This window comes from Bradyrhizobium sp. STM 3566 (assembly GCF_045571445.1).
Lineage (GTDB): Bacteria > Pseudomonadota > Alphaproteobacteria > Rhizobiales > Xanthobacteraceae > Bradyrhizobium > Bradyrhizobium vignae.
This window is the reverse complement of sequence record NZ_CP120692.1, coordinates 7,318,931-7,345,770: the sequence shown is the minus strand read 5'-3', so window position 1 is coordinate 7,345,770 and position 26,840 is coordinate 7,318,931. Positions and strand designations below refer to the sequence as shown.

Below are 26,840 nucleotides of genomic sequence, written 5' to 3'. Positions count from 1 at the left end.
GATTTCCGGGTTCGCCTTATGATGAGCCGCCCGGGAATGACGGAGAGGAAAATCGCGAATGCCCGGGACAAGCCCGGGCATGACGTTTTTGGAGCCCGTGCCAATGCTATCAGGCACGGACAGGCTGAGGACGATTTGAAATGCTGGAAAAGGCAGAGGCCAACGAGGCCCCCATCAAGGTCGAGTTCGACAATTTCGAGCATGGCTTCCCCGAAGGCTTTGGCCCGGGCTGGTGGGGCCAGCTCGCCTACTGGATCGGCATCGCATTCGCGAGCTTCCAGCTCTATGTCGCCGCCTTCAACTATCTGCCGAGCCAGGTGGTGCGCGGCGTCCATGTCGGCTTCCTGATCCTGCTCACCTTCGGCCTGATCGCCAACTTCACCGCGAAGAGTCATTTTGGCCGCGCGCTCGGCTGGGTGATCGGGGGCGCCGGCTTCCTCAGCGGGCTCTATCAGTGGATCTTCTACGCCGACCTGATCGCCCGCGACGGCGATCCGACCCGGCTCGATCTCGTGGTCGGCACGCTGCTTGCCGTGCTGATCTTCGAGGGTACGCGGCGGCTGATGGGCGCGGCGCTGCCGCTGATGTGCGGCGCCTGTCTGCTGTATTGGTTCTTCGGCCAGTATCTGCCGTCGCCGCTCAACCATCGCGGCTATGATTTCGACCAGATCGTCACGCATCTGTCGTTCGGCACCGAAGGTTTTTACGGCGTGCCGATCTACGTTTCGGCGACCTACATCTTCCTGTTCATCCTGTTCGGCTCGTTCCTGGAGCGCGCCGGTATGATCCAGCTGTTCACCGACGTCTCGCTCGGCCTGTTCGGCCGCACCCGCGGCGGACCCGCCAAGGTCGCGGTGTTTGCCTCGGGCATGATGGGCACCATCTCCGGCTCGGGCGTCGCCAATGTCGTCACCGTCGGCCAGTTCACCATCCCCCTGATGATCAAGTTCGGCTACCGCCGCGCCTTCGCGGCCGGCGTCGAGGCGACGGCCTCGATGGGCGGGCAGATCATGCCGCCAGTGATGGGCGCGGTCGCCTTCATCATGGCTGAGACGCTCGGCGTGCAATATTCGGAGATCGTGAAAGCGGCCGCTATCCCTGCGATCCTCTATTTCGCCTCTGCGTTCTGGATGGTGCATCTCGAAGCCGGCAAGCACGGGCTCGTCGGCATGAAGCGCTCGGAGATCCCGAGCGCCTGGAAGGCGCTGGTGACGCGCTGGTATCTCGTGCTGCCGCTCGCAGCGCTGGTCTACATGCTGTTCGAAGGCTTTACGCCGCTCTATGCCGGCAGCATGGGCCTCGCGTTGACCGTGACGTTGATCCTCGGCACCGCCATCACGACGGGCGCCTCGTCGATGGTGATCCGATATATTTTCTGGATCGGCCTTGCGCTGGTCGTTGCCGCGCTGTCGCGTGACGGCCTCCAGATCGTGCCGGTGGCGAGCGTCGTCGTTGGCCTAATCGTGATCACCGCCTTCATCCGTGGCGGCTTCAAGGCCTTGCGTGAGTGCCGCGATGCGCTGGCCGAAAGCGCCAAGTCGGCCATCACCGTCGGCATGGCATGCGCCATCGTCGGCGTCATCATCGGCATGATGTCGCAGACCGGCGTCGGCACCATCTTCGGCAGCTGGGTGATCGGGCTCGGCGAGAAGAGCCTGTTCCTGGCGCTGGTCATGACCATGCTGCTGTCGATCCTGCTCGGCACCGGCATCCCGACCATCCCGACTTACATCATCACCGCCGCGCTCGCGGCGCCCGCGCTGGCGAAGCTCGGCGTGCCCTTGATCGCGAGCCACATGTTCGCGTTCTATTACGGCATCATGGCCGACCTCTCGCCGCCGGTCGCGCTCGCCGCGCTGGCAGCGGCGCCGATCGCGAAGGAGAATCCGGACAAGATCGGCTGGGAGGCGATGCGCATCGCGCTCGCCGGCTACGTCATCCCTTTCATCTTCGTCTATTCGCCGGCCCTGATGCTCCAGGCCGGCGATCCCATGGCGGCAAAGCTCGGCTTCTACGGGGCGGTGGCGCTCGCGACCGTCAAGGCGCTGGTGGCGATCGGGCTGTTCGGCATGGTCGCGATCGGCTTCCTGTTCACGCGGCTGACGATTGTCGAACGCCTCGTCGCGCTCGGCGCCGCGTTCTGCCTGCTCGGCGAATTCCCGTTCAGCGACACCGCGGGCTTCGTGCTCGCTGCGGCGCTCGTGCTGTGGCAATGGCGGCAGCGTCCGCCGGCAGCGGTCGAGGCGGTGTGAGCCTCTGCTTCGCAACGGCGGTCGGTGTGAAGGCGCTGGTGCTGTCCGCGTTCACGCTCGTATGGACGCATTCGATCGCGAAGGTCGACTGGCAGGAAGACTGGCGCGTCACGCCCGCCGGCCTCGAGCTGGTGCAGGCGCGCGTCAAGGGCACCGGCCCCGGCATGGAGCCGCCGCCTGAGGCGAGGCTGGTCGACGGCTGGTTTCAATGGCGGCCGCAGCGACCGCCGATGCCGGAGGTCGTGCTGGGCAATTCGGGCGCGGCGGGAGAGTGGCGGCTGTGCCATGACGGGAAGTGCCGGACACTGTCGGAGATTGTCGGGCATCCGATCGGTGCTAACGTCACGACGATGAGAGTTTGCAAGGATCCGTAGAACCGCAGCCCGGATGAGCGCAACGATATCCGGGCTACAAGAACAACACGGGAGACACAGGATGGATCGGCTCAAGGGCAAGGTTGCGATGGTGGTGGGCGCCGGCTCGATCGGGCCCGGTTGGGGCAACGGCAAGGCGACCGCGGTGACCTTCGCGCGCGAGGGCGCGCAGGTGTTTTGCGTCGATCGCAATGGTGCAGCGGCCGAGGAGACCGCGAAGATCATCACCGGAGAAGGCGGCAAGGCGATGGCGTTCACGGCCGACGTCTCGCGCGCCAGTGAGATCGAGGCGATGGTGGCGGCGTGCCTGAAGGCCTATGGCCGCATCGACGTGCTCGACAACAATGTCGGCATCGCCGAAATGGGCAGCGTGGTCGAGGTAAGCGAGGAGAGCTGGGACCGCGTCTTCAGCGTCAATCTCAAGAGCGCCTATCTGGCCATGAAGCACGTCATCCCCGTGATGGTGAAGCAGGGCGGCGGCTCGATCATCAACATCTCCTCGATCGCCTCGATCCGCCACATGGGCATCTCCTACGTCACCTACGGCACCTCGAAGGCGGCGATGAACCAGATGACGCGCACCACGGCGATCGAGTTCGCGCGCCATCATGTCCGCGTCAACGCGATCCTGCCCGGCCTGATGAAAACGCCGATGGTCGAGCACTCCGCAGGCCTCGCCAATAGTTACGCCAAGGGCGACGTCGAAGCGATGTGGCGCGCACGCGATGCGCAAGTGCCGATGGGCCACATGGGCGATGCCTTCGACGTCGCCAACGCCGCGCTGTTCCTGGCCTCGGACGAGTCGAAATATGTGACGGGCATCGAGCTCGTGGTCGATGGCGGGATCACGTGCAAGGCGGGGGCGTAACCCAACTAGCTCCGTCATCCTGAGGTGCGAGGCGCGCGATGCAGAGCATCGCGCGGGGAGCCTCGAAGGATGAGCGGCCCCGGTGCAGCCGGGCCGTCGCTCTTCGAGGGCCGCTGAAGAAGCGGCCACCCCAGGGGTGACGGGATCACATTGGTGTTGCCGCTACAGAGTTACTGCGCCAGCGCCAGAATCCCGCCGGCAAATGCGTGCCACGCTGCCGTCTCGCTGACCGGCCAGTTCAGCACCTTCACCGCCAAAAGCGCGAGCGTGCCGTAGATGTAGACCGGATGCACGCGGCCCTCGGTGCGCCAGTCGCGCACCATGGCGACGACGAGCAGAAGGGCGGCGACCACAGCCGGCGCAATCGTCACGGGTACCGGCGGCGGGCCGGGCGGTCCGGGAGGTGCGAGGAAGGTCAGGAACCAGCGTGCAATCGCAGCGTCGAGGATCGAGACCGCGGCGAGCAGCATCAGGCGCTTGTGGATCTCGGGCCTGCGCGTATTCATGATCCCAAGCACGAACACCACCGCGAAGAGCGCGATGCCGCTGAGCGGCACGATCGAGAAGGCAATGCCTGCATCGGCCTGGCCAACGGCAGCGGCGTTCTTCATCGAATTCACGGATGCGAAGAAGCCAAAAATGACCATCGCGGTCGCGATCGAGACGCCGGCAATGCCGAGCGAGCGGTGGTTGACCACGCGGCCGGAAGCCGCGAGCCAGGTCTGGAGCACGAAATAAAGCGTCCAGGTGAAGAACAAGAGCCCGTGAAAGTGGATCACCGGGCTTGCAGAGAATGTCCGGTGAGCCAGCGGCACCCAATAGGTCGGCGCGAAGCCGAGGAAAGCCGTCGCCGCGCAGGCGAGTGCCATGTGGAGATAAAAATATCGTGCAGGCGACGCATCACGCGCGCGTACACGACGGTCGTCGATCAGGGTTGTCATCAGGAGTGAGTCCGGGGAAGCGGGATTTGGTTCAACGCTTCCCCGTCCACCCTCCAGTGTCGTCCCGGACAAGCGTAAGCGCCGCCGATCCGGGACCATAGCCACAAGAGGGAGTTGTATCGCTCGCTGGCAACTCCGGGTCTTCGCCAAACAGAATTTCGTGGCTATGGGTCCCGAATCGGCGCGCGCTTTGGGCGCGCTTGTCCGGGACGACAGCGGAGGTTTAACCCCCCGCGCTCAATTCTGCGCGATCGAGCTCCTCCTCGAGCCGATGAAACGCATCGTCGCCGATCACCTCGGTGGCGCGCAGATCGAAGATCGCCTTGCGCGCCGCTTCGATGGCGCGGCGGCGCAAGGGATCGGCGGGCAATTCGCCGTTGGCAATGCCTCCGTTCGGATCGGTCTCGGTCTGCATCAGGATGGCGCGATATTCGAGCCGCAGGATCTCCGCCTCCTCCGACGGATCGCTCTCGATGGCATCGAGCGCGGCGCGATAGGCGACGGCGCGCCCGCGGGCGACCTCGATGCCGACGGGATCATCGTCCTTGAGGTCGAAGGCGAGGATCAGCGGCCGCAGCGTCAGGCCCTGGATCACCAGCGAACCAAGCACCACCGCAAAGGCAATGAAGACGACGAAGTCGCGATAGGGAAAATTCTCAGGGAGGGCAAAGGCAGTGGCGAGCGTGACGAGGCCGCGCATGCCGCACCAGGAGATGATGAGGCCGCCCTTGGGCGAGGCGACGGCCTCGGGGTCCTTCGGATGATAGATCCCCTGCGCCACCAGCACACGCAAGGTCATGCGGTAGAACGTCACCCAGCCGAGGCGCACCAGCATGACCGTGAGCAGGATCCAGGCGGCGGCCACGCAATATTCCCAACGCACGTCCGCGTCGAGCCGCGTCCAGATCGGCCGCATCTGCATGCCGATCAACATGAAGGCGAGCACGTTGAGCACGAATACCATCGTCTCCCAGACCGCATAGGAGGGCACCCGCAGCCGCGCCGGGATGCGCGCGGGCGCCGTGCGTGCGACGGTGATGGCATAGACCACGATGGTGAGGATGCCGGAGAGGCCGAGATGCTCGGCGGTGATCCAGACCAGGAAGGTGGTGGCGAACTGCACGATGATGGCGCTCGGCGCCTCCGTCACCCGTTCCATGAACAGCGGAATGATTCGGCCCGCGAGCAGGCCGGCGATGACGCTGCCGACCAGCGCCAGCGCCATGGTCGGAGCGACCTGGCTCCACGTCAGGTGCTGAGTGGCAACTGCGCCGACCGCGATGCGATAGATCAGGAGCGCGGTCGCGTCGTTGAGCAGGCTCTCGCCTTCCAGCACCTTGACCATGCGGTGGGGCAGCTTCACCTGGCTCAGGATCGCGACCGCCGCCGCGGCGTCCGGCGGCGCGACGATGGCGCCGAGCGCGACCGCGGCGGCCCAGGGCATGTCAGGCATCAGCCGGTGCGCGGCATAGGCCACGCCGGCCGTGGTCAGGCCGACCGCGGCGACGACCAGGGTCGAGACCGGAACCCAGTTGTTGCGCAGATCGCGCAGCGAGGTGTCGAAGGCGGCATCGAGCAGGACCGGTGCGACAAAAAGCGCCAAGGCGAGGTCCGGCTCCAGCACCCAGGACGGGCTCGATGGCACGAAGGCGACCAGCGCGCCGCCGATGGCGAGGAAGGTCGGATAGGGGACCTTGATCCGCCGCGCCAGCGCCGATAAGCCAACGGCGCCGAGCAGAAGCGCGATGATCCATTCGAATGTCGACACGACAGTCCCCGAGATCGATTTGAGCGGCGCCACAAGCTAACACCAGATCCGGCCGTATGATGGAAAATGCGGCCCCAACGCAAGAGTGAAGCAAGACCTTCCGACTGCAACAGCATGCGTTTTCAAAAACTCATCCCATGGTCAGCTGTCGCGGTGCTCTCGGCGCTTCCGACCGGCGCGGCTCATGCTGCGACCGGCGGCGAGCCGGCGGCCATCACGCAGGTCGATATCGCGCCATGCCTCGCGGCCAGCGCGGCCGACGACGTCGACAAGGCGACTTACGCCTGCGCGGCCGTGATCGACAACGAGAAGACGACGAAGGCGGACCTGGTCAAGGCGCTGATCGCGCGAGGTGCGCTGCTGGCACGGCACGACCAGATCGATCGCGCGATCGCCGACGACACCCGCGCCCTTTTGCTCGATCCCACGCTCGCGGACATCTTCAACGCCCGCGGCGAGCTCTGGCTGAAAAAGGGCGACAAGCCGAAGGCGGTGCAGGATTTCGGTGCCGCGCTCAAGATCGATCCGAACCACGAGAAGGCCAGGGCCAATCACAAGGCGATGGCGCGCGAGCTCGAGCGGATCGGCGCGCAGATGGCGGTCGCCGGCAAGCCCAGCTTCAACTGCGCCCGCGCGACCCTCGCCGTTGAGAAGACGATCTGCGGCAATCGCGAGCTCGCCGATCTCGACCGCGAAATCTATGGGTCCCATCTGCGCGCCCTCCGCGAGGCCCGGAGCCCGACGGAGGCACGCAAGATCCAGCGCGAGCAGGACGCCTTCGTCGCCCGCCGCAACGCCGAATTCGGGCGGCCGGGGTACGATCTGAAAAAGGCGATGCAGGAGCGCTTGCAACAGATCAACGGCGTGGACGGATATTGATGCCGCTCTCTGCCCTTCCGGACCGCGGCGGGAGGGAGAGCGCGCCGTTTGAACCCGTTGCTGGATGGCGGCGACAACGGGGAAAGTCCCTGTCACGGAGTCCAAAGCCATGTGCGGCATGCCCCGTTCCGCGCAAATGTCCTCGTTTGCCAAAACCTCGCTTCGCGCCTTCTTCCTTGGCGCGGCTATGGGCCTGACCCTCATCGGTCCGGCTGCCGCCGGCACAGATTGCGTGCCGGGGAGCAAGGCTGCTCCCGCGGAGCTGATCTCTGCGTGCAGCGTCATCATCGACCAGACGGCCAATCCGGTGTCCGAACGCGCCATGGCGCTCGTCGCTCGTGCCGAAGCCAATGCGCGAACTTCCGGAGGCCAGTCGCAGGCGCTACGCGATCTGGACCGCGCCATCGCGCTCGATGGCAAGAACGCAAAGGCCTGGCGCGTGCGCGGCAACCTCCTGCGCGAAGCCGGCGGCGACCTCAACCGGGCCGCGGCAGATCTGACCAAGGCGATCGAGCTCGATCCACAGGATGCGGAAGCTTACGAGCTGCGCGGCGTGGTCTACACCAACCAGCATCGCTTCGACCGCGCCATTTCAGATTACGACCAGGCCATCAAGCTGAGGTCGGATTTCGCCCAGGCCTGGTCCGACCGCGGCGCGACCTTCTATCTGCGCGGCGACTATGACAAGGCCGTCGCCGACCTCAGCGAGGCGCTGCGGCTCGATCCGAACCGGGCGCGCAGCTACACCAACCGCGGCGCCGCCTATAAGAAGCTCGGCGAGCTCGACAAGGCGATCGCAGACGACACCGAGGCGATCCGGCTCGATCCGAAGGTGCCGGAGTATTTCGACAACCGCGGTCTCACCTATGCCGCGATGAAGGAGTATGACAAGGCGATCGCCGATTACGATCAGGCGATCCGTCTCGAGCAGCGGGTGAACTTCCTGACCAACCGCGGTGACTCCTACCAGTTCAAGGGCGAACTCGGTGCTGCACTGTCGGACTACAACGACGCGCTGAAGCTCGATCCGAATTTTGCCAAGACCTACAACAACCGCGCCGTGCTCTACAAGAAGATGGGCGAGCGCAAGAAGGCGCTGGCCGATTACGAGGCGGCGTTGCGGCTCGATCCCGCCAATGAGAACGCGCAGAGCGGCCGCCGCGCGATGATCGCCGAGATCGCAAAATTTGGCGGCGAGCCGCCCCGTGTGCTGAACGCCGCCGCCAGCGACCCGTCGTTCGACTGCGCCTCCGCCAAGCGCGAGGTCGAGAAGGTGATCTGCGCCGATCCGCAGCTCGGGGTGCTCGACCGCCAGATCGCCGAGGCTTACGAGCGTGTGCTGAAATCCGCGAGCAAGCGCTCGGCGGATGGCCTGCGCAAGTCCCAGCGCGATTTCCTCGCCACGCGCGATGCGAGCTTCCGTCGCCCCGGCTATGACCTGAAGAAGGTCATGCAGGATCGCTTGCAGCGGCTGAATGCGATGGAGGGATAGGCGGGGTCTTTCCTCTCGTAAGATCATGGCATAGCCAATGAAGAAGCGTGGCGGATGGCTCGCCCGCAGCCCATCCTTCGAGACGCCCGCCGATGGCGAGCCCTCAGGATGAGGGCGGAGTGCGCGGCAGCAATTTCAGCCGGCACTAACGTTGCTTAGCCTCATCCTGAGGAGACCGCTGGAAGCGGTCGTCTCGAAGGACGAGGCGCTTGTTCAGGCCGCCACCAAGAAGGCATCTGCGACAACCTCCCGTAAGAACTGGGAGAGGAAGACACGTCCTTTTCAGCTTGAACCGCGGCCCGTTCCCGGGAAAATAGCCATCAAACAAGGCCAGCAATTGATCCTGGTCATGGCGGGACGCCAGTCCTGCCACAAGGGTCGGGGCCAGGCCATAAAGGGAACGGGAGCGCGAAATGAACGTCCAGGGAAAGAGCCGTTATCATGAGGTCCATGCGCGCTCGCTGGCCGATCCCGAAGGCTTTTGGGGCGAGGCGGCCAAGGAGATCGACTGGATCGAGCCGCCGAAGAAGATCTTCGATCCCTCGCAAGGACCCTATGGCCGCTGGTTTGCCGGCGGTATCGTCAACACCTGCTACAACGCGCTCGACCGCCACGTCGAACGCGGCCGCGCCGACCAGGTCGCGCTGATCCATGATTCGCCCTTGACCAATTCGGTCACCAAACTCACTTATGCCGAACTGCTGAACGAGGTCCAGGCGCTCGCCGCCATCATGCAGGAATTCGGTGTCGGCAAGGGCGATCGCGTCATTCTCTACATGCCGATGGTGCCGGAGGCGGTGGTCGCGATGCTCGCCTGCGCGCGGCTCGGCGCGGTGCACTCCGTGGTGTTCGGCGGCTTTGCCGCGAAAGAACTCGCCACACGGATCGACGATGCGCAGCCGAAGCTCATCCTTTCCGCGAGCTGCGGCATCGAACCCGGCCGCATCGTGCAGTACAAGCCGCTGCTCGACGAGGCGATCAGGCTTGCCGGCAGCCAGCCGAAAGCCTGCATCGTGCTGCAGCGTCCGCAGCTCACCTGTGAGATGACGCCAAGCCGCGACTACGACTGGGCAAGCCTGCGCCGCAAGGCGATGAACGACGGCAAGAAGGCACCTTGCGTGCCTGTTGCGGCCACCGATCCGCTCTACATCCTCTATACCTCCGGCACGACCGGCGTGCCAAAGGGCGTCGTGCGCGACAATGGCGGTCATCTCGTCGCGGTGGAATGGTCGATGTTCAACCTCTATGGCGTCAAGCCGGGTGAGGTCTGGTGGTGCGGCTCCGACATCGGCTGGGTGGTCGGCCACAGCTACATCGTGTACGGGCCGCTGCTGCATGGCGCGACCTCGATCATGTACGAGGGCAAGCCGGTCGGCACGCCCGATGCCGGCGCATTCTGGCGCGTGATCTCCGAGCACAAGGCGGTGGCCTTCTTCACCGCGCCGACCGCGTTCCGCGCGATCCGGAAAGAGGATCCCGAAGGAACGTTCATCCGGCGGTACGATCTCTCCAAATTCCGCACGCTGTTCCTCGCCGGCGAGCGTGCCGATCCGCCGACGGTGGAATGGGCGGAGCAGCAGCTCAACGTGCCGGTGATTGACCATTGGTGGCAGACCGAGACCGGCTGGTGCATCGCCGGCAATCCGGTCGGACTCGGCATGCTGCCGGTGAAGCACGGCTCGCCGACGGTGCCGATGCCGGGCTACCAGGTCGATGTCGTCGATGAAGCGGCAAAGCCAGTGGGGCCCAACACCATGGGCTCGATCGTCATCAAGCTGCCGATGCCGCCGGGCTGCCTGCCGACGCTGTGGAATCAGGACGAGCGCTTCAAGGAGGCATACCTCAGCGAATTCCCCGGCTACTACAAGACCTCTGATGCCGGCTACAAGGACGAGGACGGCTATGTCTTCGTCATGGGCCGCACCGACGACATCATCAACGTCGCCGGCCATCGGCTCTCCACCGGCGGCATGGAGGAGATCTTGGCCTCGCATCCCGACGTCGCCGAATGCGCCGTGCTCGGCGTCAAGGACGCGATCAAGGGCGAGGTGCCCTGTGGCTTCCTGGTGCTCAAGGCCGGCGTGAAGCGCCCGCCTGCCGAGATCGAGAAGGAGATCGTCGCGCTGGTGCGCGACAAGCTCGGCCCGGTCGCCGCCTTCAAGCTCGCCATCACCGTCGGCCGCCTGCCCAAGACGCGCTCCGGAAAGATCCTGCGTGGCACCATCAAGAAGATCGCCGATGGCGAATCCTGGACCATGCCGGCGACGATCGAAGATCCCAAGGCACTCGACGAGATCGGGGAGGCGTTGAAGGGACGGGTGTGAGGAAGTCCGCGGTCATCATACGCGTGAGGCGCGAGGCCGTCCCTCCAACCTCAGCTGTCATCACCCGCGAAAGCGGGTGATCCAGTACTCCGCGGCTGTTGTGTGAGCCAATGACCGCTGCGGCGTACTGGATTCCCGGGGAATGACAGCGCGTGAGCAACGGCGGCCAAGGACTTACATTCTCCGCATTCCGCGCTAAACAGGGCCGGCCAACAGGGGACCTCGTATGCCACTTGCCACCGTGCCGCGCCTGCTTGCAGCTATGCTGCTCGCCATCGCTCTCTCCGCCTGCTCGGCACGCTACCAGACGCCGGTGGCGATGGGCGGCGACGACGACGACGCGGTCTGTCAGGGCCGGGGCTATGCCCAGGGCTCGCCGGAATACGTGGCCTGCCGCAAGGACCGCGACGTCCAGCGCAATGCCGCCATCGCCCGCGCCGACCGCCGCCAGCGCGATCTCGGCGAATACATGCTGAACCATCCCGAGCGGCCGTGAGCCGCCCCAGCCTACGAGGCCGTCATGAACGAAGACCAGTTCAACACCAGCCTGCGTAAATTCCTGAAGCAAGTCGGTGTCACCTCGCAGCGCGAGATCGAGAAGGCCGTGCGCGACGCGATCGCGGCGGGCCGGATCAAGGGCCACGAGAAACTCAACGCGAAGATGGTGCTGACGATCGACAACGTCGGACTCGTCCACGAGATCAACGACACAATCGAGCTGGGGTGATCCGCCGTTCGGCGAGCCGCACATACGACTCCCGCGCCGACAATCGGCGCGATCTAGATCGCAAGCCCAAATAAAAACGCGGCGGGTCGGCCCGCCGCGTTCAAACCGGATTCGAAAGCGAACCGACAGAGGAGAGTTACTCCTCTTCCTCCTGCTTCTTGCCGCCGAGCGTCTTCAGCTTGGCGAACACGGCGTCGACGTTGAGATCGTCGCTGGATTTCTCCGCGGGCTCGTACTCGTCCTTGCGGGTGGTCTCGGAGGCCGGCAGCAGGGTCGCACCGCCATAGGTTGCGTCGATCGGCTTTTCCTTGGCGGCTCGCTGTACCTCGAAATCGAGCTCGATCTGCGAGCAGAGGCCGAGGGTGACGGGGTCGATCGGGGTCAGGGACGAGGTGTTCCAGTGGGTACGATCGCGTACGCTGGCGATCGTGCTCTTGGTGGTGCCGACCAGGCGCATGATCTGGGCGTCCTTGAGCTCCGGATGGTTGCGCAGCAGCCAGAGGATCGCGCTTGGACGCTCGTGGCGACGCGAGACCGGGGTGTAACGCGGTCCCTTGCGCTTGGGCTGGGGCGGCAGCACCACCTTGCTCTCCTGGAGGCGGAGCCGGTAATCCGGGTTGTTCTCGCCCTTCTCGATCTCCTCGCGGGTCAGCTGGCCGTTGGAGAGGGGATCCATGCCCTTGATGCCCTGGGCGGCGTCGCCGTCGGCGATGGCGCGCACCTCGAGGGGGTGCATTTTGGTGAAATCGGCGACCTGGTCGAAGGTCAGCGCGGTGTTGTCGAGCAGCCAGACGGCGGTCGCCTTGGGCATCAGAGGTGCGTTGCTCATGGCAAATCTCCTTTGTGCTTCGCCCACCCCTCTGGAGGCGAAACCGGTGGTCATCAGCGATGACAGGGAATTCGCGCTATATAAGCCCGGAGGGGGTAGCCATGCAATGGTTCTGCTATAGATAGTGCCTTGACACCGCCTGAAAGGGGGCCCAATTCCCTTTGAACTGCTGTAAGGTTCAAGCCGACAGCTTTAAGCCCTATTCCATCCATCGACCGCCCCCCGCCAGAAGGCGAAACGGGTGATTCGGTCCCGAGATCGCTCAATGTCAGCCAAACCAGACCTCAAGATCGTGCTTTGTTCTCCCCGTGGTTTCTGTGCCGGGGTGGTCCGGGCGATCGACACCGTGGAACGGGCACTCGATAAGTACGGCGCCCCCGTCTATGTTCGCCATGAGATTGTGCACAACAAGTACGTCGTCGATGGGTTGAAGAAGAAGGGCGCCATCTTCGTCGAGGAGCTCGCGGAGATCCCGGAAAATACCACCGCTCCGGTGGTGTTCTCGGCCCACGGCGTGCCGAAGTCGGTTCCGGCCGATGCCCAGTCCCGCAATCTGTTCTCGCTGGATGCGACCTGCCCGTTGGTGACCAAGGTGCACCGCGAGGCTGCGATCCACTTCAAGCGCGGCCGGGAGATCTTCCTGATCGGCCATTCCCACCATCCCGAGGTGGTCGGCACGCTCGGCCAGCTTCCGCCTGGCGCCGTGACCCTGATCGAGACTGCCGAGGACGCCAAGACCATCACGCCGCAGGACCCCGACAATCTCGCCTTCGTGACCCAGACCACGCTGTCGATCGACGACACCGCGGAGATCGTGGCACTGCTCAAGGAGCGCTTCCCGAACATCAACGGGCCGCACAAGGAAGACATCTGCTACGCCACCACCAACCGCCAGCTCGCGGTCAAGAAGGTGGCGCCGGTGGTGGACGCGCTCATCGTTGTCGGTGCCCCCAATTCGTCGAACTCGCAGCGTCTGCGCGAGGTCGCCGAGCGCGAGGGCTGCAAGATCGCGGTGCTGGCGCAGCGTGCCACCGACATCGATTGGGGCAAGTTCGGCAACATCGCCAGCCTCGGCATCACCGCGGGCGCCTCCGCGCCGGAAGTGATCGTCGAGGAGATCATGGACGCCTTCGCCGAGCGCTACACGCTGCATGTGGAGACGGTCTCGGCCGCGGAAGAGAACGAGTTCTTCCCGCTGCCGCGTCAGGTGCGCCCTGAAGCTGCCGCCGAGTAGACTTTTATGGCGGTCTATACCGACGTCGCCGCCGACGAGCTTGCGGATTTCCTGAAGCAATACGATCTCGGCGAATTGCTCTCCTACAAGGGCATCGCCGAGGGCGTCGAAAACTCCAACTTCCTGCTGCACACCAGCCAGGGGTCGTTCATCCTCACGCTCTACGAGAAGCGCGTGGCGAAGAACGATTTGCCGTTCTTCCTTGCGCTGATGACGCATCTCGCCGAGCACGGCGTCAATTGCCCGTTGCCGGTGAAGGGACGCGACGGCGAGGCGCTGCGCGAGCTGTCGGGCCGCCCCGCCGCGATCATCACCTTTCTCGAGGGCGTCTGGCCGCGCAAGCCGAACGCGACCCATTGCGCCGGCGTCGGCGAGGGGTTGGCCCGGATGCATCTTGCCGGCGCCAATTTCGCGGTCCGGCGTGCCAATGCGCTGTCGGTCTCGGGCTGGCGGCCGCTGTTCGACGCGGCATCGGGCCGGGCCGACGAGGTGCAGCCGGGCCTGCGCGCATTCCTCGCCGCCGAGCTCGATCATCTCTCCAGCGGCATCTGGCCGACCAACCTGCCCGAGGGCGTGATCCACGCCGACCTCTTCAACGACAACGTCTTCTTTCTCGGCGACAAGCTCTCGGGGATCATCGACTTCACCTTCGCCTGCAACGACATGCTGGCCTATGACGTCGCGATCTGCCTCAACGCCTGGTGCTTCGAGCCGGATCACTCCTTCAACGTCACCAAGGCGCGCGCCTTCCTCAACGCCTATGGCCGCGTGCGAAAGCTCACAGAGGCGGAAGAGGCGGCGCTGCCGCTGCTGGCGCGCGGTGCTGCGATCCGCTTCCTGCTGACGCGGCTGGTCGACTGGCTCAACGTGCCGCCGGGCGCGCTGGTCAAGCCGAAGGATCCATTGGAATATGTTCGCAAGCTGCGCTTCCACCAAAGCGTGACGAGCGCGCGCGACTATGGGCTGACGCCGTCGGGGCTGGTGGCGTGAGCGAGCTTCCCAATGTCACGATCTATACCGATGGTGCCTGCTCGGGAAATCCAGGGCCGGGCGGCTGGGGCGCGATCCTGAAGTTCGGCGACAAGGAAAAGGAGCTGAACGGCGGCCAGCCACACACCACCAACAACCAGATGGAGCTGATGGCGGCGATCTCCGCGCTCGAGGCGCTGAAGAAGCCGTGCAAGGTCGATCTCTACACCGACAGCCAGTATGTCCGGCAGGGCATCACCGGCTGGATCTTCGGCTGGAAGCGCAACGGCTGGCGCACCGCCGACAAGAAGCCGGTGAAGAATGTCGAGCTATGGCAGCGTCTCGATGCCGCGCTGAAGCAGCACGAGGTCCGCTGGCACTGGGTCAGGGGCCACGCCGGTCACCCCGAGAACGAACGCGCCGATCAGCTGGCGCGCGACGGCGTCGCGATGGCGCGCTTGCAGCAGAGAGTGAGGGAGTAGCGCACCGTCGTTGCCTCATTCTCAACTGTCATCGCCCGCGAGGCGGGCGATCCAGTATCCCAGAGGCAGTTGTGATTCAGCCGAGAGGTCTCACGGTACTGGATGCCCCGGTCAAGCCTGGCTTGACCGGGGCATGACAGTGTCATTTGCGGCTAAGAACTGCGCGTATGGCTCAGAGCTGCCCGAGCAGCGTATCCCCGCCGGAGACCTCGACCTTGCCGGGCATCGCTTCGAGGTTCAGCTTCTTCACCACGCCATCCTCGACCAGCATCGAATAGCGCTTGGAGCGAATGCCCAGACCGTTGGCGGAGGCATCCAGCTCCATGCCGATCGCCTTGGTGAAGTCGGCATTGCCATCGGCCAGGAAGACGGCCTCATCGCGCTGGTCGGTGTCGCGCTTCCAGGCGTTCATCACGAAGGCATCGTTGACCGAGACGATGGCGATGGTGTCGACCCCTTTGTCCTTCATGGCATAGGCCTTGAGGAAGATGCTCGGCAGATGCATCTTGTGGCAGGTGCCGGTGTAGGCGCCGGGCACCGCGAACAGCGCCACCTTCTTGCCCTTAAAGATATCGTCGGTGCTCTTCACCTGCGGGCCTTCCGCCGTCATCACGCGGAATTTCGCCTCGGGCAGCTTGTCGCCAATCTGGATCGCCATCGTCAGTCTCCCTGAAAATCGGTCCCGCTTTTTAGACCGGGCGGCGGACCTGCACAATATTGCCGGCGGCGGAAGCGGCGAAGGCGGCGGCCGTTCACCATGATGTCATCAGCCGGAAAATCCACCATGATCGAGGAAGGCCTGCTCTTCCTCCGTCGTGTCGCGACCGAGGAGGCGGTTGCGGTGGGGAAAGCGGCCGAACCGCCGGATGATGTCGGCGTGCTCGCGAGCGTATTTCAGGTTCTCGGCATTGTCGGTGTTTTGAAACAGCGCGACGCAGTGCAGCTGGTCAGCCAGGTGCTCGGAATGCATGAAGGGCAAATAGAGGAATTCGAGCAGCATGGGATCGAGCCTGCGGTCGACGCCTCGACCGATGGCGCGGCGGGCGACGTCGCGTGCCTGCGCGTCACTGGCAAAGGTTTGTGGCGTGCCGCGGAACATGTTGCGGGGAAACTGGTCGAGCACGATGACGAGCGCCAGCGCGCCCTCGTCCGTTGTCTCCCATGCTCCGAGTTCACCGGCGACCGCCTTCTGCCACAGGGCGAGAAAGCGGCGCCTGATCTCGGCATCGAAAGCATCGTCGCGCTTATACCAGCGCTCGCGGCCGCCCTCGCGCCAGAAGGCGAGAATGCTTGATGGCTCGATGTCGCCAACCTCAGTCATCGGCCAGAGGCGTCGCCTTACGCCGCTTCCGCCTTCTCGTCGCGAAGCTGTCGGCGCAGGATCTTGCCGACATTGGTCTTCGGCAGGTCGTTGCGGAATTCGATGTGCTTGGGCACCTTGTAGCCGGTGAGCTGCTCGTGACAGAACTTGATCACGGCTTCCGCGGTGAGGTTCGGATCCTTCTTCACCACGAAGGCCTTCACCGCTTCGCCCGACTTGGAATCGGGGATGCCGATCACGGCGCATTCCAGTACGCCCGGATGGCTCGCGATCACTTCCTCGATCTCGTTGGGATAGACGTTGAAGCCGGAGACCAGGATCATGTCCTTCTTGCGGTCGACGATTTTGGTGTAGCCCTTCTCGTCCATCACGCCGATATCGCCGGTGCGGAAATATCCGTCGGCGGTCATCACCTTGGCGGTTTCTTCCGGCCTGTTCCAGTAGCCGGACATGACCTGCGGGCCCTTGGCGCAGATCTCGCCGGGTTGGCCGAGCGGGACTTCGTTGCCGTCGTCGTCGCGGATCGAGATCCAGGTCGAAGGCACGGGAATGCCGATCGTACCCGTGAACTCCGTTGCCGTCGCCGGATTGCAGGTCAGCGTCGGCGAGGTCTCCGACAGGCCGTAACCTTCGGCAATGAAGCAGCCGGTGAGCGCCTTCCACTGATCGGCGACGGGGCGCTGCACCGCCATGCCGCCGCCGTTGGAGATCTTCAGCTTGGAGAAGTCGAGCTTCTTGAAATCGGGATGGTGCATCAACCCGTTGTAGAGCGTGTTCACGGCCGGGAAGCTGTTGACCTGGTATTTCGCCAATTCCTTGATGAAGCCGGGAATGTCGCGCGGGTTCGGGATCAGGAGATTGCAGCCGCCGGCGCGCACCGCCAACAGGTAGCAGGCCGTCAGCGCGAAGATGTGATAGAGTGGCAGCGCGCAGACGATCATGAGCTGGTCGACATGCGGCGGCGCGGCGAGCGCCGGCTGGAGCCAGGCGTCGTTCTGCAGGACGTTGGCGACGATGTTGCGATGGAGCAGCGTGGCGCCCTTGGAGACGCCGGTGGTGCCGCCGGTATATTGCAGGAAGGCGACGTCGCCGGGCGACAGCTTGGGCTTGTTGAAGGTCATGCCGCGTCCGGCCGACAGCGCGTCGTTGAAGGCCACCGCCCCCGGTAGCGACCAGGCTGGTACCATCTTCTTGACCCGGCGGACGACGAGATTGACGATCACGCCCTTGAAGCCCAGCAAGTCGCCCATGCTGGCGACGATGACGTGCTTGACCTGCGTCTTGGCGATCACTTGCTCGACCGTGTGAGCGAAGTTCTCCAGCACGATGATCGCTTCGGCGCCGGAATCCTCGAGCTGATGCTCGAGCTCGCGCGGGGTATAGAGCGGATTGACGTTCACCACGGCGAAACCGGCGCGCAGCACGGCGGCGGTCGCGACCGGATATTGCAGCACGTTCGGCATCATGATGGCAACACGGGCGCCGCGTTGCAGTCCGCGGCCCTGCAGGTAGGCGGCGAGCGCGATCGACATCTGGTCGAGGTCGCGATAGCTGATCGACTTATCCATGCAGATGAACGCCTTGCGGTCGGCGAACTTGGTGAAGCTCTCCTCCAGCAGGTCGACCAGCGATGTGTATTGCGTCGGCTCGATATCGGCGGGCACGCCGGGCGGATATTGCTTGAGCCAGATGCGCTCCATGGAAGACTCCCCTCATTGATCAGAGCCCGTTGTGTCTCGGGCTTGCCGCATTGCCGCCAGTATCCAGCTTGCCGGAACGGGTGGCAAGCCGTCGTGGCTTAGGGCAAAGGTCGGGTCGCAGCTACTGGAATCGTCGCAAACCGCGCTGCCGCAGGTGCGAAGCGCGGGCTACCATGCGAATGCCCAGGGGACGTTAACTGTTGTTCGCCGGCTTGGCGGCAGCGGCGGGCTTCGTTGTAGCCTTGGGCTTGGCAGGCTTCGCCGCCTGATCGCCGCTTGCCGCAGGCTTCTCGGCAGGTTTGGCCGCAGCATGCTTGGCTCCGGCCGGCTTGGTGGGCGCCGGCTTGGCCGCGGTCCTACCGTCGCTCTTGCCGTCGGCCTGCTTGGCGTTCGGTTTCGCCGCCGCCGTCTTGGTGTCCTTGGGCTTGTCCGTCGGCTTGTCGGCCGCGTCGGGCTTCTTGGCGACGCGCGACTTCTTGCCACGTGGCTTGGACGCGGTCTGCTGGTCGGCGTCGGCCGCGACCGCCGCGATCAGCGCGGTGCCGGTGCGGGTCGGGCCGGTATAGACCAGCACGGGTTCGACCGCCGCGGGGGCCGAGGCCATCAGCTCGGAAGCCTTCATCAGCGGCGGCTGCAGGCCCGCCGTGAAGAAGGTGACCTGGGCCTCGCCGCCGGTGGCGGAGGCCGATCCGGTCGTCCCGCCACCGGCCGCAATCAGCGCATCGTCGTCGTCGGTGGCCGGCCGCTTGCGATGGCCGCCGCACATCTCGTCGCGCAGATTCGGCGGAGTGGCGTCGACCGGCACGAGATTTTCGACGGTGCCGAGCGAAGGGCGCAGCCAGGTGAGGTTGTCTTGAGCGAAGCCGCGCTCGAGCAGCTGCGCGGCCTTCACCGCGCGCGCCGTGCCGGAATTGGCGCCCAGCACCACCGCAATTAGCCTGCGGCCGTTGCGCGTGGCCGAGGCGACGAGGTTGTAGCCGGAGGCACAGATGAAGCCGGTCTTGAAACCGTCGGCGCCGGGATAGCGGCCGATCAGCTTGTTGAAATTGCCGGTGACGCGCTTGCCGAACCGGATCGCCGGGATGTGCACGAAATATTCGTATTCCGGGAGGTCGCGCAGGAACGAGCGCGCCAAAATGCCGAGGTCACGCGCCGACGTGATCTGGCCGTCGGCGGGCAGGCCGTTCGGATTGACGTAGCTCGTCTGCGTCATGCCGAGCTTTTTTGCGGTGTCGTTCATCATCGCGGAGAAGCCGTCGATCGAGCCGCCGACGCCTTCGGCGAGCACCACGGCCATGTCGTTCGCCGACTTGACCATCATCATCTTCAGCGCGTTGTCGACGGTGACCTGCGTTCCCGGGCGAAATCCCATCTTCGAGGGCGATTGCGAGGCCGCGGTCGGCGAGACCGTGAGCAGCGTGTCGAGCGTCAGCCTGCCGTCCTTGACCGCCTTCAGGGTGACATAGGCGGTCATGATCTTGGTGACGGAGGCCGGGTACCACGGGACGGTCGCGTTATCGGCCTGTAGGACCTTGCCGCTGTCGGCCTCGATCAGCAGCAGCGCTTCTGCGCTCGCCGCGCGCGGCGCGAGCACTGCGGCACATGCGAGCGTCGCAGCGAACAGTTTGAACAGAAGTTTGCGAAGCAGCGGGCGAAGGGCGTGCACTATCCGATTCCGGTCCTTGGAGATCCGCCTGATACGGACGGCTCTCGTGATCTGATTGTCGATTCTGAAATCCGGCGCCGCCGCTTGCGGCGTGGCAAACCTATACCGGCTGGTGCGTCGATAATAGGGGGATGGGCACGGTATTCCGCAATGAAATGGGCCGAATTTCGACGATGCTGTGGGGACTTGCTGGAGCATGATCCGGAAAAAGCGTGCAGCGGTTTTCCGAAAAGATCATGCTCAAACAATAACCTAAAGCGCGATGACGATTGATCCTGATCGCATCGCGCTAGGGGGATTTGGCGGCCGTCGCGGCAGCCTCGGCCGCCGTCACGCTGGCCCGTGCGTTCTCCTGGACCATGAACTGGGCCCTGGCGAGCTCGGCGAAATGGCCGCCTTTCGCCACGAGTTCATCGAAAGTTCCGCTTTCGATCACCCGGCCGTTCTCGAACACCAGGATCCGCGTGGCGTTGCGGATGGTGGAGAGGCGATGGGCGATCACGAAAGTGGTGCGGCCCTTCATCACTTCGTCGAGAGCGGCATTCACCTTGGCCTCGGTGACGGCGTCGAGCGCGCTGGTCGCTTCGTCCAGGATCAGGATCGGCGGATCTTTCAGCAGCGCGCGGGCGATGGACAGGCGCTGGCGCTCGCCACCGGACAGCATGCGGCCGCGCTCGCCGGCATTGATCTCGAAGCCACCGCTGCGCTCGATGAATTCGAGCGCCTGCGCGCGCTCGGCAGCTTCGCGCATCTCGGCCTCGGTCGCGTCGGGCTTGCCGACCTGCAAGTTCTCCGCAATCGAGCGGTTGAACAGCAGCGCTTCCTGGAACACCACGCCGATATTCCGCCGCAGCGAGGTCAGCGTGACGCCGCGCACGTCCATGCCGTCGATCTTGATGACCCCGGATTGTGGATCGAAAGCGCGATGCAAGAGCGCAATTGCCGTCGACTTGCCGGCACCGGTCGGGCCGACCAGTGCGATGGTCTGACCGGGCAGTGCGGTGAAGGAGAGGTCCTCGACCGCAGGGCGCTTGCCGTCATAGGAGAAGGTGACGTCGTGGAACTCGACGAGGCCGGACAACCTGCCGGCATCGATCGCGTCGGGCCTGTCGTGGACCGCGGGCACGGCGTCGAGCACATTGAAGAACTCGCGCAGGCGCGGGGCTTCCATGAACACGTTGTTGATGAAGCTCACGACCTGCTCGAGCTTTTGGATCAAAAGTGTCGCAAAGCTCACGAACATCACGATCTCGCCGACCGAGGTGAGCCCCTGGTCGTGCAGCGCGATGCCGAGGGTGAAGATCGCGAGCACGGTGATGGTGGTGGAGGCGCGCGTGATGACGGTGACGAGCGCCCACCAGGACAGCACCGGCATCTGCGCGGCCAGCAACTCGTCGGCGACGGAGCGCAGCCCTTTGACCTCGGATTCGACGCGGACGAAGCTCTGCACCAGCGCGACGTTGCCGAGCGCGTCGGAGGCGCGCGCGGAGAGCTCGCTGTAATGCTCCTCGACCTCCATCTGCATGCCGAAGGTCTTGCGCACCACGAAGGTCGTCAGTGCGGTGAAGACGATGCAGAGCACGAACAGCAGGATCGCGAGCCGCCAGTTCAGGTACAGCGACAGTGGCAGCAGCACCACGACCGAAAGGATCGCGGCAAAGTGCTCGCGGAAGAAGCCGAGCCATAGCCGCCACAGCGCATCCGTGCCGTTGAGCATCACCTTCATCAGCCGGCCCGAATGGGTACCGGAGTGGAAGGTCAACGGCAGTTGCAGAATGTGCTCGAAATAGTCGGTCAGCACCGCCTGGCGCTGGCGGTGCGAGAGCCGGTCGGCCTGCAAGGCCACGAGCGCGCTGCACGCGATGGTGAAGAGCCCGAACGCGACCCAGGCGGCCAGGAATGGCCAGGCCGAGTTCGATCCGGCCACCGTCTTGCCCGAGAGCACGTCGACGATACGGCCGAACAGCACAGGCTCGGCGAATTGCGAGCCCGCGAGCAGGAGATTGGCGACCGCGAGCAGCCAGCCCAGCCGCGCCTCCTTGCCGAGCAGCTCGAGAACGCGGGTGTAGAGACGGAGCACGGACATGCGGACGACGAACTCGAGCGGATAACGGAGCCCGTATTCTAACCAGGGATCGCGCGTGAGATATAGCGGAAGCCGTCAGTTTTTCTCAATTGATCAGCCGCTCCGCCACCGCCGGCAGGAACTGGTCGTCGAAGACGTCGCGCGCCATCGGCCGCTTGCGGAATTTGAAGTCCTGCGCGATCTGGTCGATCGAGCGCTCCAGGCGCGCGGGCTCGACGCCGCCGAGGCCGTTGCGCTTGACCTCATCGGTCAGGATGTTGTCGGCGAGGACGGTGCGCAGGCGCTCCAGCTCGAGGTTGCGGTCACCGTCTTCGATGCGGCTCGCCGCCTCCTCCGCCGCACGCCCCGGCTCCCTGACGGTGGCATTGATGCCCGCGATCAACGCGCGAACGAAGCCCTTCACGGCGTCCGGCTTTGCTGTGGCGAAGGCCGGATTGACCACCACGGCAAAGCCATAGGCTTCGCAGCCATAATCCGCATAGCGCAGCACGACGAGATCGGCTCCGGGCACGCCGCGGTCGCGCAGATTCACCGCCGAGAGAAAGCTGAAGCCGGCGACCGCATCAACTTGGCCCGCGGACAGGATCGGCTCGCGTACCGCCGCGCCGATCTTGTGGAATTTGACGCGTGATGCCTTGATGCCGTTCTGCTGCGCCAGGGCCTGCCATAGCCGCATCGACAGATCGTTGTCGGCAACGCCGACGGTCTTGCCGTCGAGATCGGGCAGGAGGTGGATGCCGCGGCTCCTGCGCGCGACGATCGCATAGGGAGCGCGGTTGAACAGCACGAACACCGCCTTGACCGGCGCCACGTCGTCCTTGTCACGGAAGCGGATCAGCTCGTTGATGTCGACGAGCGCAAGCTCGCTGTCTCCCTTGGCGACGCGTGCGAGCGCCTCCGGCGATCCGCTCGCACTGTTGAAGGACACGTTGAGACGCTCGGCGCCGAAGCCGCCGTCCTTCGCCGCAAGGAAGAACGGCGCCATGCTCGCATCGATGGGACGGTCGAAGGTGAAGTGGATCGCTGTGGAGGGGACGCCGCTCTCGGCCCCCGTGGCCTCGCACGCAATCAATGCTGCGAACGAGATTGCAAGGGCCAGCAGGCCGTGAAGGGCGATCGTCTTGAATCCTGACATCGATTGCGCCGGTCCCGCATTGTTATGGTTTCGTGACGCTTGCAGCGCCGGCCCGCGGCAAGCGTGCGCGCGCCAACATGAACGGCGGATGAGCGGCGGTTGCGTCACGATTACGCAACCCCGTTCAGCTCGTGTTGGGGTTGGGGAACCCAACTTAGGTACTGCGGGTTTGAGAGGCATGAGCCTGTCCGCAGGCGTCGATTCCAGGTCCCAAAGGAGGGCCCAAGACATGTTCGAGCGATTCTCCAAGTTTGCGGGCCGAAAGGCCGTTCTTGCCACGGCCGCGGTGCTGGCGCTGACCACAATCGCCCCGACTGCGTCATATGCGGGCGGCCGCCACTGGCATGGTGGCGGTGGCGCGGCTGCTGCCGCGGCTTTCGCCGCCATCGGCACCGGTCTTGCCATCGCCGCAAGCCGTGACGCCTACGCCTATGACTACGGTCCGGGCTATGGCTATTACGGCGGTCCCGTCTATTACAGCGCCCCTGCCTATGGGCCGTATTATGGTCCAGGCCCGAACTTCCCGTATCAGCGCTATGGCGGTACGGCACCGTCCGAGTTCTGCGGCCAGGGCTACTATCAGAACTGCTACTAGCCGAAGGGTGACCATGACAGGCCGTCGCGCTTGCCGCGCCGGCCTGTTTTCTGCTTTTATTGCCGCGCGTTAACACGCCCGCCATTTGTTTAGAGTAGTTTTGAGTACCATGAGTGATTCGCTTGAGCGGCTATATCTGGCTGTGCTCGCGGCCAGGGATCTCGATCCGGCAACATCGCGGACGGCCCGGCTGTTTCAGCGTGGGCCCTCCAAAATGGCGAAGAAGCTGGCCGAAGAGGCCATTGAAGTCGTCATCGATGCGGTCAATGGCGATAGTGAGGCCGTGATCCGTGAAAGCGCCGACCTGCTCTACAACCTCACCGTGCTGTGGGCTTCGGCCGGAGTACGTCCGGAGGACGTCTGGCGGGAAATGACGCGGCGAGAAGACTTGCTCGGTATTGCCGAGAAGCTGCCGAAGTCGCCGATGAAGCTGCCCAAAGTCGCGTCACCGCGCATGGCCTCTCGGCGGCCAATTGTCGCGCTCGAAGGCCGCGCCGGGCGCAAGCGCCACTAGAAACGTCAAAAATCGCCTCAATCTCGGCATGGACAAATCCGTCTCATGGTGCTTCATCGCGGCGCCATGCTGAAACGTATCTACGACTGGTGCATCGACGCCGCCCACAAGCCCTACGCGCTCTGGATCATGGGCGCCGTGGCTTTTGCAGAAAGCTCCTTCTTTCCGGTCCCGCCGGACGTGATGCTGATCCCGATGTCGCTGGCGCGCCCAAAGCGCGCCTGGATCTATGCAATGGTCTGTACCATCACATCGGTGGTCGGCGGCATCGTCGGCTACGCCATCGGCGCGCTGCTGTTCGACTCGGTCGGCCAATGGCTGATCCAGGTCTACGGCCTCGGCGACAAGGTCGACGCCTTCCGCGCCTCCTATGCGGAATGGGGTGCGATCATCATCCTGCTCAAGGGGCTGACGCCGATCCCCTACAAGCTCGTCACGATCACCTCGGGCTTTGCCGGTTACAACATCGTCCTGTTCGTCCTGTGCTCGATCGTCGCGCGCGGCGGACGCTTCTTCGTCGTGGCGATCCTGCTCAACCGCTATGGCGACTGGATCCGGGTCCGGATCGAGAAGCATCTCGGCCTGTGGGTTGCGATCGGCGCCGCGGTGCTGGTGCTCGGCTTCGTGGTGGCCATCAAGCTGATCTAGCGCCAGCGGCTTTGCCGCCGCGCCGGCTTCGGTTACGGTTGCCGTCATGATGGTTCGATCCGGCAATCCGGCCATGCGGTTCGGGACGCTGACGTCAGCAGCGATGCTGCTTCTGCTCGGTGGCGGCGGGACAGGGTGGACACAATCCGCCCCGCCGGCGCTCGGCCTCCAGGAGCAGGGATCGACACCCGCTCCATCGGCGCCGCCGGCGCACGAGGAGAATCCCGGGCTGATCAATGAAATGGGCAAGCTGTTCGACAAGCTGCCCTCGATTCTGCCGCCGATCAAAAGCCCGAGCGAGACCATGAACGACCTGTCGCGGCTGGCCAAGCCCTCGACCATGGTGTCGGGGCGCGTGGTCTGCCCGGTCTCGTCCAACGGCGCGCCCGACTGCAAGCAGGCCGCCGACCAGCTCTGCCAGGGCAAGGGTTACAAGGAAGGCAAGAGCCTCAACGCCGACTCCGCAGAGAAATGCTCGGCCAAGGTTCTCATCCCGGGCAGGCAACGTAAGCCGGATGATTGCCGCACCGATACTTTCGTGACCAGTGCGCTGTGCCAGAATTGACGTGATGGCCCAGCGCACAAGCAACAAGGAGCGCCCATGAGCCGGACGGAGCACGACTTCCTCGGACAGCGTGAGATCGCCGACGACATCTATTACGGCGTCCAGACCATCCGGGGTAAGGAGAACTTCCACATCACCGGTATTCCGATGAGCCAGGAGCCCTACTTCGTGAAGGCGCTTGGCTACGTCAAGAAGGCTGCCGCCATGGCCAATCGTGATCTCGGCGCGATCGACGCCAAGGTCGCGGATGCCATCATCGTCGGCTGCGACCGCGTCATCGCCGGCGACATGATGGATCAGTTCGTCACCGACTTCATCCAGGGCGGTGCCGGCACCTCGACCAACATGAACGCCAACGAGGTGATCGCCAACCTCGCGCTGGAATCGCTGGGCTTCACCAAGGGCGACTACCAGCACGTCAGCCCCAACGATCACGTCAATTACGGCCAGTCGACCAACGACACCTATCCGACCGCCTTCCGGCTGGCGCTGATCCTGCGGCTCGAGAGCTACATGACGGCGCTGCGCCAGCTCCAGGAGGCCTTCTTCGCCAAGGGGCGCGAGTTCGACCGCGTGCTGAAGATGGGTCGCACCCATCTGCAGGACGCGGTACCGATGTCGCTGGGAGCCGAGTTCCGCGGTTGGGGCACCACGATCGGCGAGGAGGTCGATCGCATCTCGGAGGCACGCGCGCTGCTGCGCGAGATCAATCTCGGTGCCACCGCGATCGGCACTTCGGTCACGGCCGCGGTCGGCTATCCCAAGCTCGCCGTTCGCCACCTCGGCGCGCTCACCGGCGTCGACTTCGTGCTCGCCGGCGATCTCGTCGAAGCGACCTCCGACACCGGCGCCTATGTGCAGCTCTCAGGCGTCCTGAAGCGCACGGCGAGCAAGCTGACAAAGATCTGCAACGACATCCGCCTGCTCGCGTCGGGCCCGCGCGCCGGCCTCAACGAGATCAACCTGCCGCAGCTGCAGCCGGGCTCCTCGATCATGCCCGGCAAGGTCAATCCGGTGATCCCGGAGGTGGTCAACCAGACCAGCTTCCTGGTCATCGGCCTCGACACCACGGTGACGCTGGCGGCCTCGGCGGGCCAGCTCCAGCTCAACGTGATGGAGCCGGTGATCTCGTTCGCGCTGTTCTTCTCGATCCGCACCATGGAGCGCGCGGTCAACAGCCTGCGCGAGAATTGCGTCGTCGGCATCACCGCCAACGAGGAGCACACCCGCAATATGGTGCTGAACTCGCTCGGCATCGTCACCGTGCTGAAGCCGCTGCTCGGCTACAAGCAATGCGCCGAGATCGCCCGCGAGGGCTACAAGAGCGGCAAGTCGCTGCACCAGATCGTCGTGGTCGAGCGCAAGCTGCTGACGCAGGAGAAATGGGACGAGATGTTCTCGTTCGAGCGGCTGATCAACCCGGATTTGATTGGGTAGGGGCTGTCATCCGCAGCTCTCGCCTCGCACAATT

At 64.6% G+C, this 26,840-nt stretch carries 25 protein-coding genes; 16 read left to right on the top strand and 9 right to left on the bottom strand.

The annotated features are described in order from the left end of the window. Positions 1 to 140: 140 nt before the first annotated feature. From P6U27_RS34835 to P6U27_RS34825, 3 genes are all read left to right on the top strand, one after another. Positions 141 to 2,252 (top strand): TRAP transporter permease, encoded by a 2,112-nt coding sequence (locus tag P6U27_RS34835; protein ID WP_407193436.1) that lies wholly within the window; start codon positions 141 to 143, stop codon positions 2,250 to 2,252. Beyond that, positions 2,213 to 2,626 (top strand): DUF1850 domain-containing protein, encoded by a 414-nt coding sequence (locus P6U27_RS34830; RefSeq protein ID WP_122405912.1) that lies wholly within the window; start codon positions 2,213 to 2,215, stop codon positions 2,624 to 2,626. The genes P6U27_RS34835 and P6U27_RS34830 overlap by 40 nt, the downstream gene beginning before the upstream one ends. Before the next feature lie 61 nt (positions 2,627 to 2,687). After that, a complete protein-coding gene (locus P6U27_RS34825; protein ID WP_122405911.1) occupies positions 2,688 to 3,494 on the top strand; it encodes an SDR family NAD(P)-dependent oxidoreductase in 807 nt (268 codons plus the stop codon). Positions 3,495 to 3,664: 170 nt separating this feature from the next. Here P6U27_RS34825 and P6U27_RS34820 read toward each other — a convergent pair whose 3' ends face one another. Together P6U27_RS34820 and P6U27_RS34815 are read right to left on the bottom strand one after the other, a co-directional pair. Beyond that, positions 3,665 to 4,435 (bottom strand): hypothetical protein, encoded by a 771-nt coding sequence (locus P6U27_RS34820; protein WP_407193435.1) that lies wholly within the window; start codon positions 4,433 to 4,435, stop codon positions 3,665 to 3,667. Positions 4,436 to 4,658: 223 nt separating this feature from the next. Continuing rightward, positions 4,659 to 6,236 (bottom strand): sodium:proton antiporter, encoded by a 1,578-nt coding sequence (locus tag P6U27_RS34815; protein ID WP_129142784.1) that lies wholly within the window; start codon positions 6,234 to 6,236, stop codon positions 4,659 to 4,661. An 81-nt stretch (positions 6,237 to 6,317) separates the two neighbouring features. Here P6U27_RS34815 and P6U27_RS34810 point away from each other — a divergent pair, with 81 nt between their 5' ends. From P6U27_RS34810 to P6U27_RS34790, 5 genes are all read left to right on the top strand, one after another. After that, a complete protein-coding gene (locus tag P6U27_RS34810; RefSeq protein WP_164936787.1) occupies positions 6,318 to 7,082 on the top strand; it encodes a tetratricopeptide repeat protein in 765 nt (254 codons plus the stop codon). Between the two features lie 109 nt (positions 7,083 to 7,191). Beyond that, positions 7,192 to 8,574, top strand: coding sequence for a tetratricopeptide repeat protein (locus P6U27_RS34805; RefSeq protein WP_209295505.1), 1,383 nt, complete (start codon positions 7,192 to 7,194; stop codon positions 8,572 to 8,574). A gap of 413 nt (positions 8,575 to 8,987) precedes the next feature. Beyond that, positions 8,988 to 10,898 carry a propionyl-CoA synthetase gene (locus P6U27_RS34800; RefSeq protein ID WP_407120678.1) on the top strand — a complete coding sequence of 637 codons (1,911 nt, stop codon included), beginning with the start codon at positions 8,988 to 8,990 and terminating at the stop codon, positions 10,896 to 10,898. A 226-nt stretch (positions 10,899 to 11,124) separates the two neighbouring features. Then, on the top strand, positions 11,125 to 11,394 hold the full coding sequence (locus tag P6U27_RS34795) for a hypothetical protein (protein WP_122405905.1): 270 nt from the start codon (positions 11,125 to 11,127) through the stop codon (positions 11,392 to 11,394). Positions 11,395 to 11,418: 24 nt separating this feature from the next. Then, positions 11,419 to 11,625 (top strand): DUF6494 family protein, encoded by a 207-nt coding sequence (locus tag P6U27_RS34790; RefSeq protein ID WP_027575415.1) that lies wholly within the window; start codon positions 11,419 to 11,421, stop codon positions 11,623 to 11,625. A 136-nt stretch (positions 11,626 to 11,761) separates the two neighbouring features. On the opposite strand, the gene P6U27_RS34785 is transcribed toward P6U27_RS34790, so the two are convergent. Further along, positions 11,762 to 12,454 carry a DUF1013 domain-containing protein gene (locus P6U27_RS34785; RefSeq protein ID WP_164936786.1) on the bottom strand — a complete coding sequence of 231 codons (693 nt, stop codon included), beginning with the start codon at positions 12,452 to 12,454 and terminating at the stop codon, positions 11,762 to 11,764. A gap of 265 nt (positions 12,455 to 12,719) precedes the next feature. Between P6U27_RS34785 and ispH the strand changes: the two genes are divergently transcribed. The 3 genes from ispH to rnhA are packed head-to-tail and all read left to right on the top strand — an operon-like array spanning position 12,720 to position 15,139. Continuing rightward, complete coding sequence (gene ispH, locus P6U27_RS34780; protein ID WP_122405903.1) at positions 12,720 to 13,688, top strand: 4-hydroxy-3-methylbut-2-enyl diphosphate reductase; 969 nt, start codon at positions 12,720 to 12,722, stop codon at positions 13,686 to 13,688. Between the two features lie 6 nt (positions 13,689 to 13,694). Then, positions 13,695 to 14,678, top strand: a complete 984-nt coding sequence (locus tag P6U27_RS34775) for a homoserine kinase (protein WP_129142778.1) — start codon at positions 13,695 to 13,697, stop codon at positions 14,676 to 14,678. Next, a complete protein-coding gene (gene rnhA / locus P6U27_RS34770) occupies positions 14,675 to 15,139 on the top strand; it encodes a ribonuclease HI (protein ID WP_122405901.1) in 465 nt (154 codons plus the stop codon). The genes P6U27_RS34775 and rnhA overlap by 4 nt, the downstream gene beginning before the upstream one ends. Positions 15,140 to 15,311: 172 nt before the next feature. Here rnhA and P6U27_RS34765 read toward each other — a convergent pair whose 3' ends face one another. The 6 genes from P6U27_RS34765 to P6U27_RS34740 all read right to left on the bottom strand — a co-directional run bounded on the left by P6U27_RS34765 (position 15,312) and on the right by P6U27_RS34740 (position 23,047). Further along, positions 15,312 to 15,797, bottom strand: a complete 486-nt coding sequence (locus P6U27_RS34765; protein ID WP_407193434.1) for a peroxiredoxin — start codon at positions 15,795 to 15,797, stop codon at positions 15,312 to 15,314. 108 nt (positions 15,798 to 15,905) lie between these two features. Next, positions 15,906 to 16,460, bottom strand: coding sequence for a DUF924 family protein (locus P6U27_RS34760; RefSeq protein WP_129142777.1), 555 nt, complete (start codon positions 16,458 to 16,460; stop codon positions 15,906 to 15,908). A 17-nt stretch (positions 16,461 to 16,477) separates the two neighbouring features. Then, entirely contained in the window at positions 16,478 to 18,160 is a 1,683-nt protein-coding gene (locus P6U27_RS34755; RefSeq protein WP_209295509.1) for a long-chain fatty acid--CoA ligase, read from the bottom strand. 193 nt (positions 18,161 to 18,353) lie between these two features. Beyond that, positions 18,354 to 19,826 (bottom strand): D-alanyl-D-alanine carboxypeptidase family protein, encoded by a 1,473-nt coding sequence (locus P6U27_RS34750; protein ID WP_209295510.1) that lies wholly within the window; start codon positions 19,824 to 19,826, stop codon positions 18,354 to 18,356. Positions 19,827 to 20,115: 289 nt separating this feature from the next. Next, positions 20,116 to 21,912, bottom strand: a complete 1,797-nt coding sequence (locus tag P6U27_RS34745) for a glucan ABC transporter ATP-binding protein/ permease (RefSeq protein ID WP_209295511.1) — start codon at positions 21,910 to 21,912, stop codon at positions 20,116 to 20,118. Positions 21,913 to 21,997: 85 nt separating this feature from the next. Next, the gene (locus P6U27_RS34740) at positions 21,998 to 23,047 is read right to left on the bottom strand and encodes an ABC transporter substrate-binding protein (RefSeq protein WP_407193433.1); all 1,050 of its coding nucleotides are present in this window, start codon (positions 23,045 to 23,047) and stop codon (positions 21,998 to 22,000) included. Positions 23,048 to 23,276: 229 nt separating this feature from the next. On the opposite strand from P6U27_RS34740, the gene P6U27_RS34735 reads away from it, so the two are divergent. The 5 genes from P6U27_RS34735 (at position 23,277) to P6U27_RS34715 (ending at position 26,806) form a co-directional block, all read left to right on the top strand. Beyond that, complete coding sequence (locus P6U27_RS34735) at positions 23,277 to 23,642, top strand: hypothetical protein (protein ID WP_122405894.1); 366 nt, start codon at positions 23,277 to 23,279, stop codon at positions 23,640 to 23,642. A 109-nt stretch (positions 23,643 to 23,751) separates the two neighbouring features. Further along, entirely contained in the window at positions 23,752 to 24,156 is a 405-nt protein-coding gene (hisE, locus tag P6U27_RS34730; protein ID WP_129142772.1) for a phosphoribosyl-ATP diphosphatase, read from the top strand. 45 nt (positions 24,157 to 24,201) lie between these two features. Beyond that, positions 24,202 to 24,804 (top strand): YqaA family protein, encoded by a 603-nt coding sequence (locus P6U27_RS34725; RefSeq protein WP_208738470.1) that lies wholly within the window; start codon positions 24,202 to 24,204, stop codon positions 24,802 to 24,804. 46 nt (positions 24,805 to 24,850) lie between these two features. Beyond that, a complete protein-coding gene (locus P6U27_RS34720) occupies positions 24,851 to 25,369 on the top strand; it encodes a hypothetical protein (protein ID WP_209295512.1) in 519 nt (172 codons plus the stop codon). 36 nt (positions 25,370 to 25,405) lie between these two features. After that, the gene (locus P6U27_RS34715) at positions 25,406 to 26,806 is read left to right on the top strand and encodes an aspartate ammonia-lyase (protein ID WP_122405891.1); all 1,401 of its coding nucleotides are present in this window, start codon (positions 25,406 to 25,408) and stop codon (positions 26,804 to 26,806) included. Positions 26,807 to 26,840 lie beyond the last annotated feature (34 nt).

Coding starts and splice junctions, on each gene's coding strand:
- P6U27_RS34835 (WP_407193436.1), top strand. CDS start 141: ATGCTGGAAAAGGCAGAGGCCAACGAGGCCCCCATCAAGGTCGAGTTC.
- P6U27_RS34830 (WP_122405912.1), top strand. CDS start 2,213: ATGGCGGCAGCGTCCGCCGGCAGCGGTCGAGGCGGTGTGAGCCTCTGC.
- P6U27_RS34825 (WP_122405911.1), top strand. CDS start 2,688: ATGGATCGGCTCAAGGGCAAGGTTGCGATGGTGGTGGGCGCCGGCTCG.
- P6U27_RS34820 (WP_407193435.1), bottom strand. CDS start 4,435: ATGACAACCCTGATCGACGACCGTCGTGTACGCGCGCGTGATGCGTCG.
- P6U27_RS34810 (WP_164936787.1), top strand. CDS start 6,318: ATGCGTTTTCAAAAACTCATCCCATGGTCAGCTGTCGCGGTGCTCTCG.
- P6U27_RS34805 (WP_209295505.1), top strand. CDS start 7,192: ATGTGCGGCATGCCCCGTTCCGCGCAAATGTCCTCGTTTGCCAAAACC.
- P6U27_RS34800 (WP_407120678.1), top strand. CDS start 8,988: ATGAACGTCCAGGGAAAGAGCCGTTATCATGAGGTCCATGCGCGCTCG.
- P6U27_RS34795 (WP_122405905.1), top strand. CDS start 11,125: ATGCCACTTGCCACCGTGCCGCGCCTGCTTGCAGCTATGCTGCTCGCC.
- P6U27_RS34790 (WP_027575415.1), top strand. CDS start 11,419: ATGAACGAAGACCAGTTCAACACCAGCCTGCGTAAATTCCTGAAGCAA.
- P6U27_RS34785 (WP_164936786.1), bottom strand. CDS start 12,454: ATGAGCAACGCACCTCTGATGCCCAAGGCGACCGCCGTCTGGCTGCTC.
- ispH (WP_122405903.1), top strand. CDS start 12,720: ATGTCAGCCAAACCAGACCTCAAGATCGTGCTTTGTTCTCCCCGTGGT.
- P6U27_RS34775 (WP_129142778.1), top strand. CDS start 13,695: ATGGCGGTCTATACCGACGTCGCCGCCGACGAGCTTGCGGATTTCCTG.
- P6U27_RS34765 (WP_407193434.1), bottom strand. CDS start 15,797: ATGGCGATCCAGATTGGCGACAAGCTGCCCGAGGCGAAATTCCGCGTG.
- P6U27_RS34760 (WP_129142777.1), bottom strand. CDS start 16,460: ATGACTGAGGTTGGCGACATCGAGCCATCAAGCATTCTCGCCTTCTGG.
- P6U27_RS34755 (WP_209295509.1), bottom strand. CDS start 18,160: ATGGAGCGCATCTGGCTCAAGCAATATCCGCCCGGCGTGCCCGCCGAT.
- P6U27_RS34745 (WP_209295511.1), bottom strand. CDS start 21,912: ATGTCCGTGCTCCGTCTCTACACCCGCGTTCTCGAGCTGCTCGGCAAG.
- P6U27_RS34740 (WP_407193433.1), bottom strand. CDS start 23,047: ATGTCAGGATTCAAGACGATCGCCCTTCACGGCCTGCTGGCCCTTGCA.
- P6U27_RS34735 (WP_122405894.1), top strand. CDS start 23,277: ATGTTCGAGCGATTCTCCAAGTTTGCGGGCCGAAAGGCCGTTCTTGCC.
- hisE (WP_129142772.1), top strand. CDS start 23,752: ATGAGTGATTCGCTTGAGCGGCTATATCTGGCTGTGCTCGCGGCCAGG.
- P6U27_RS34725 (WP_208738470.1), top strand. CDS start 24,202: ATGGTGCTTCATCGCGGCGCCATGCTGAAACGTATCTACGACTGGTGC.
- P6U27_RS34720 (WP_209295512.1), top strand. CDS start 24,851: ATGATGGTTCGATCCGGCAATCCGGCCATGCGGTTCGGGACGCTGACG.
- P6U27_RS34715 (WP_122405891.1), top strand. CDS start 25,406: ATGAGCCGGACGGAGCACGACTTCCTCGGACAGCGTGAGATCGCCGAC.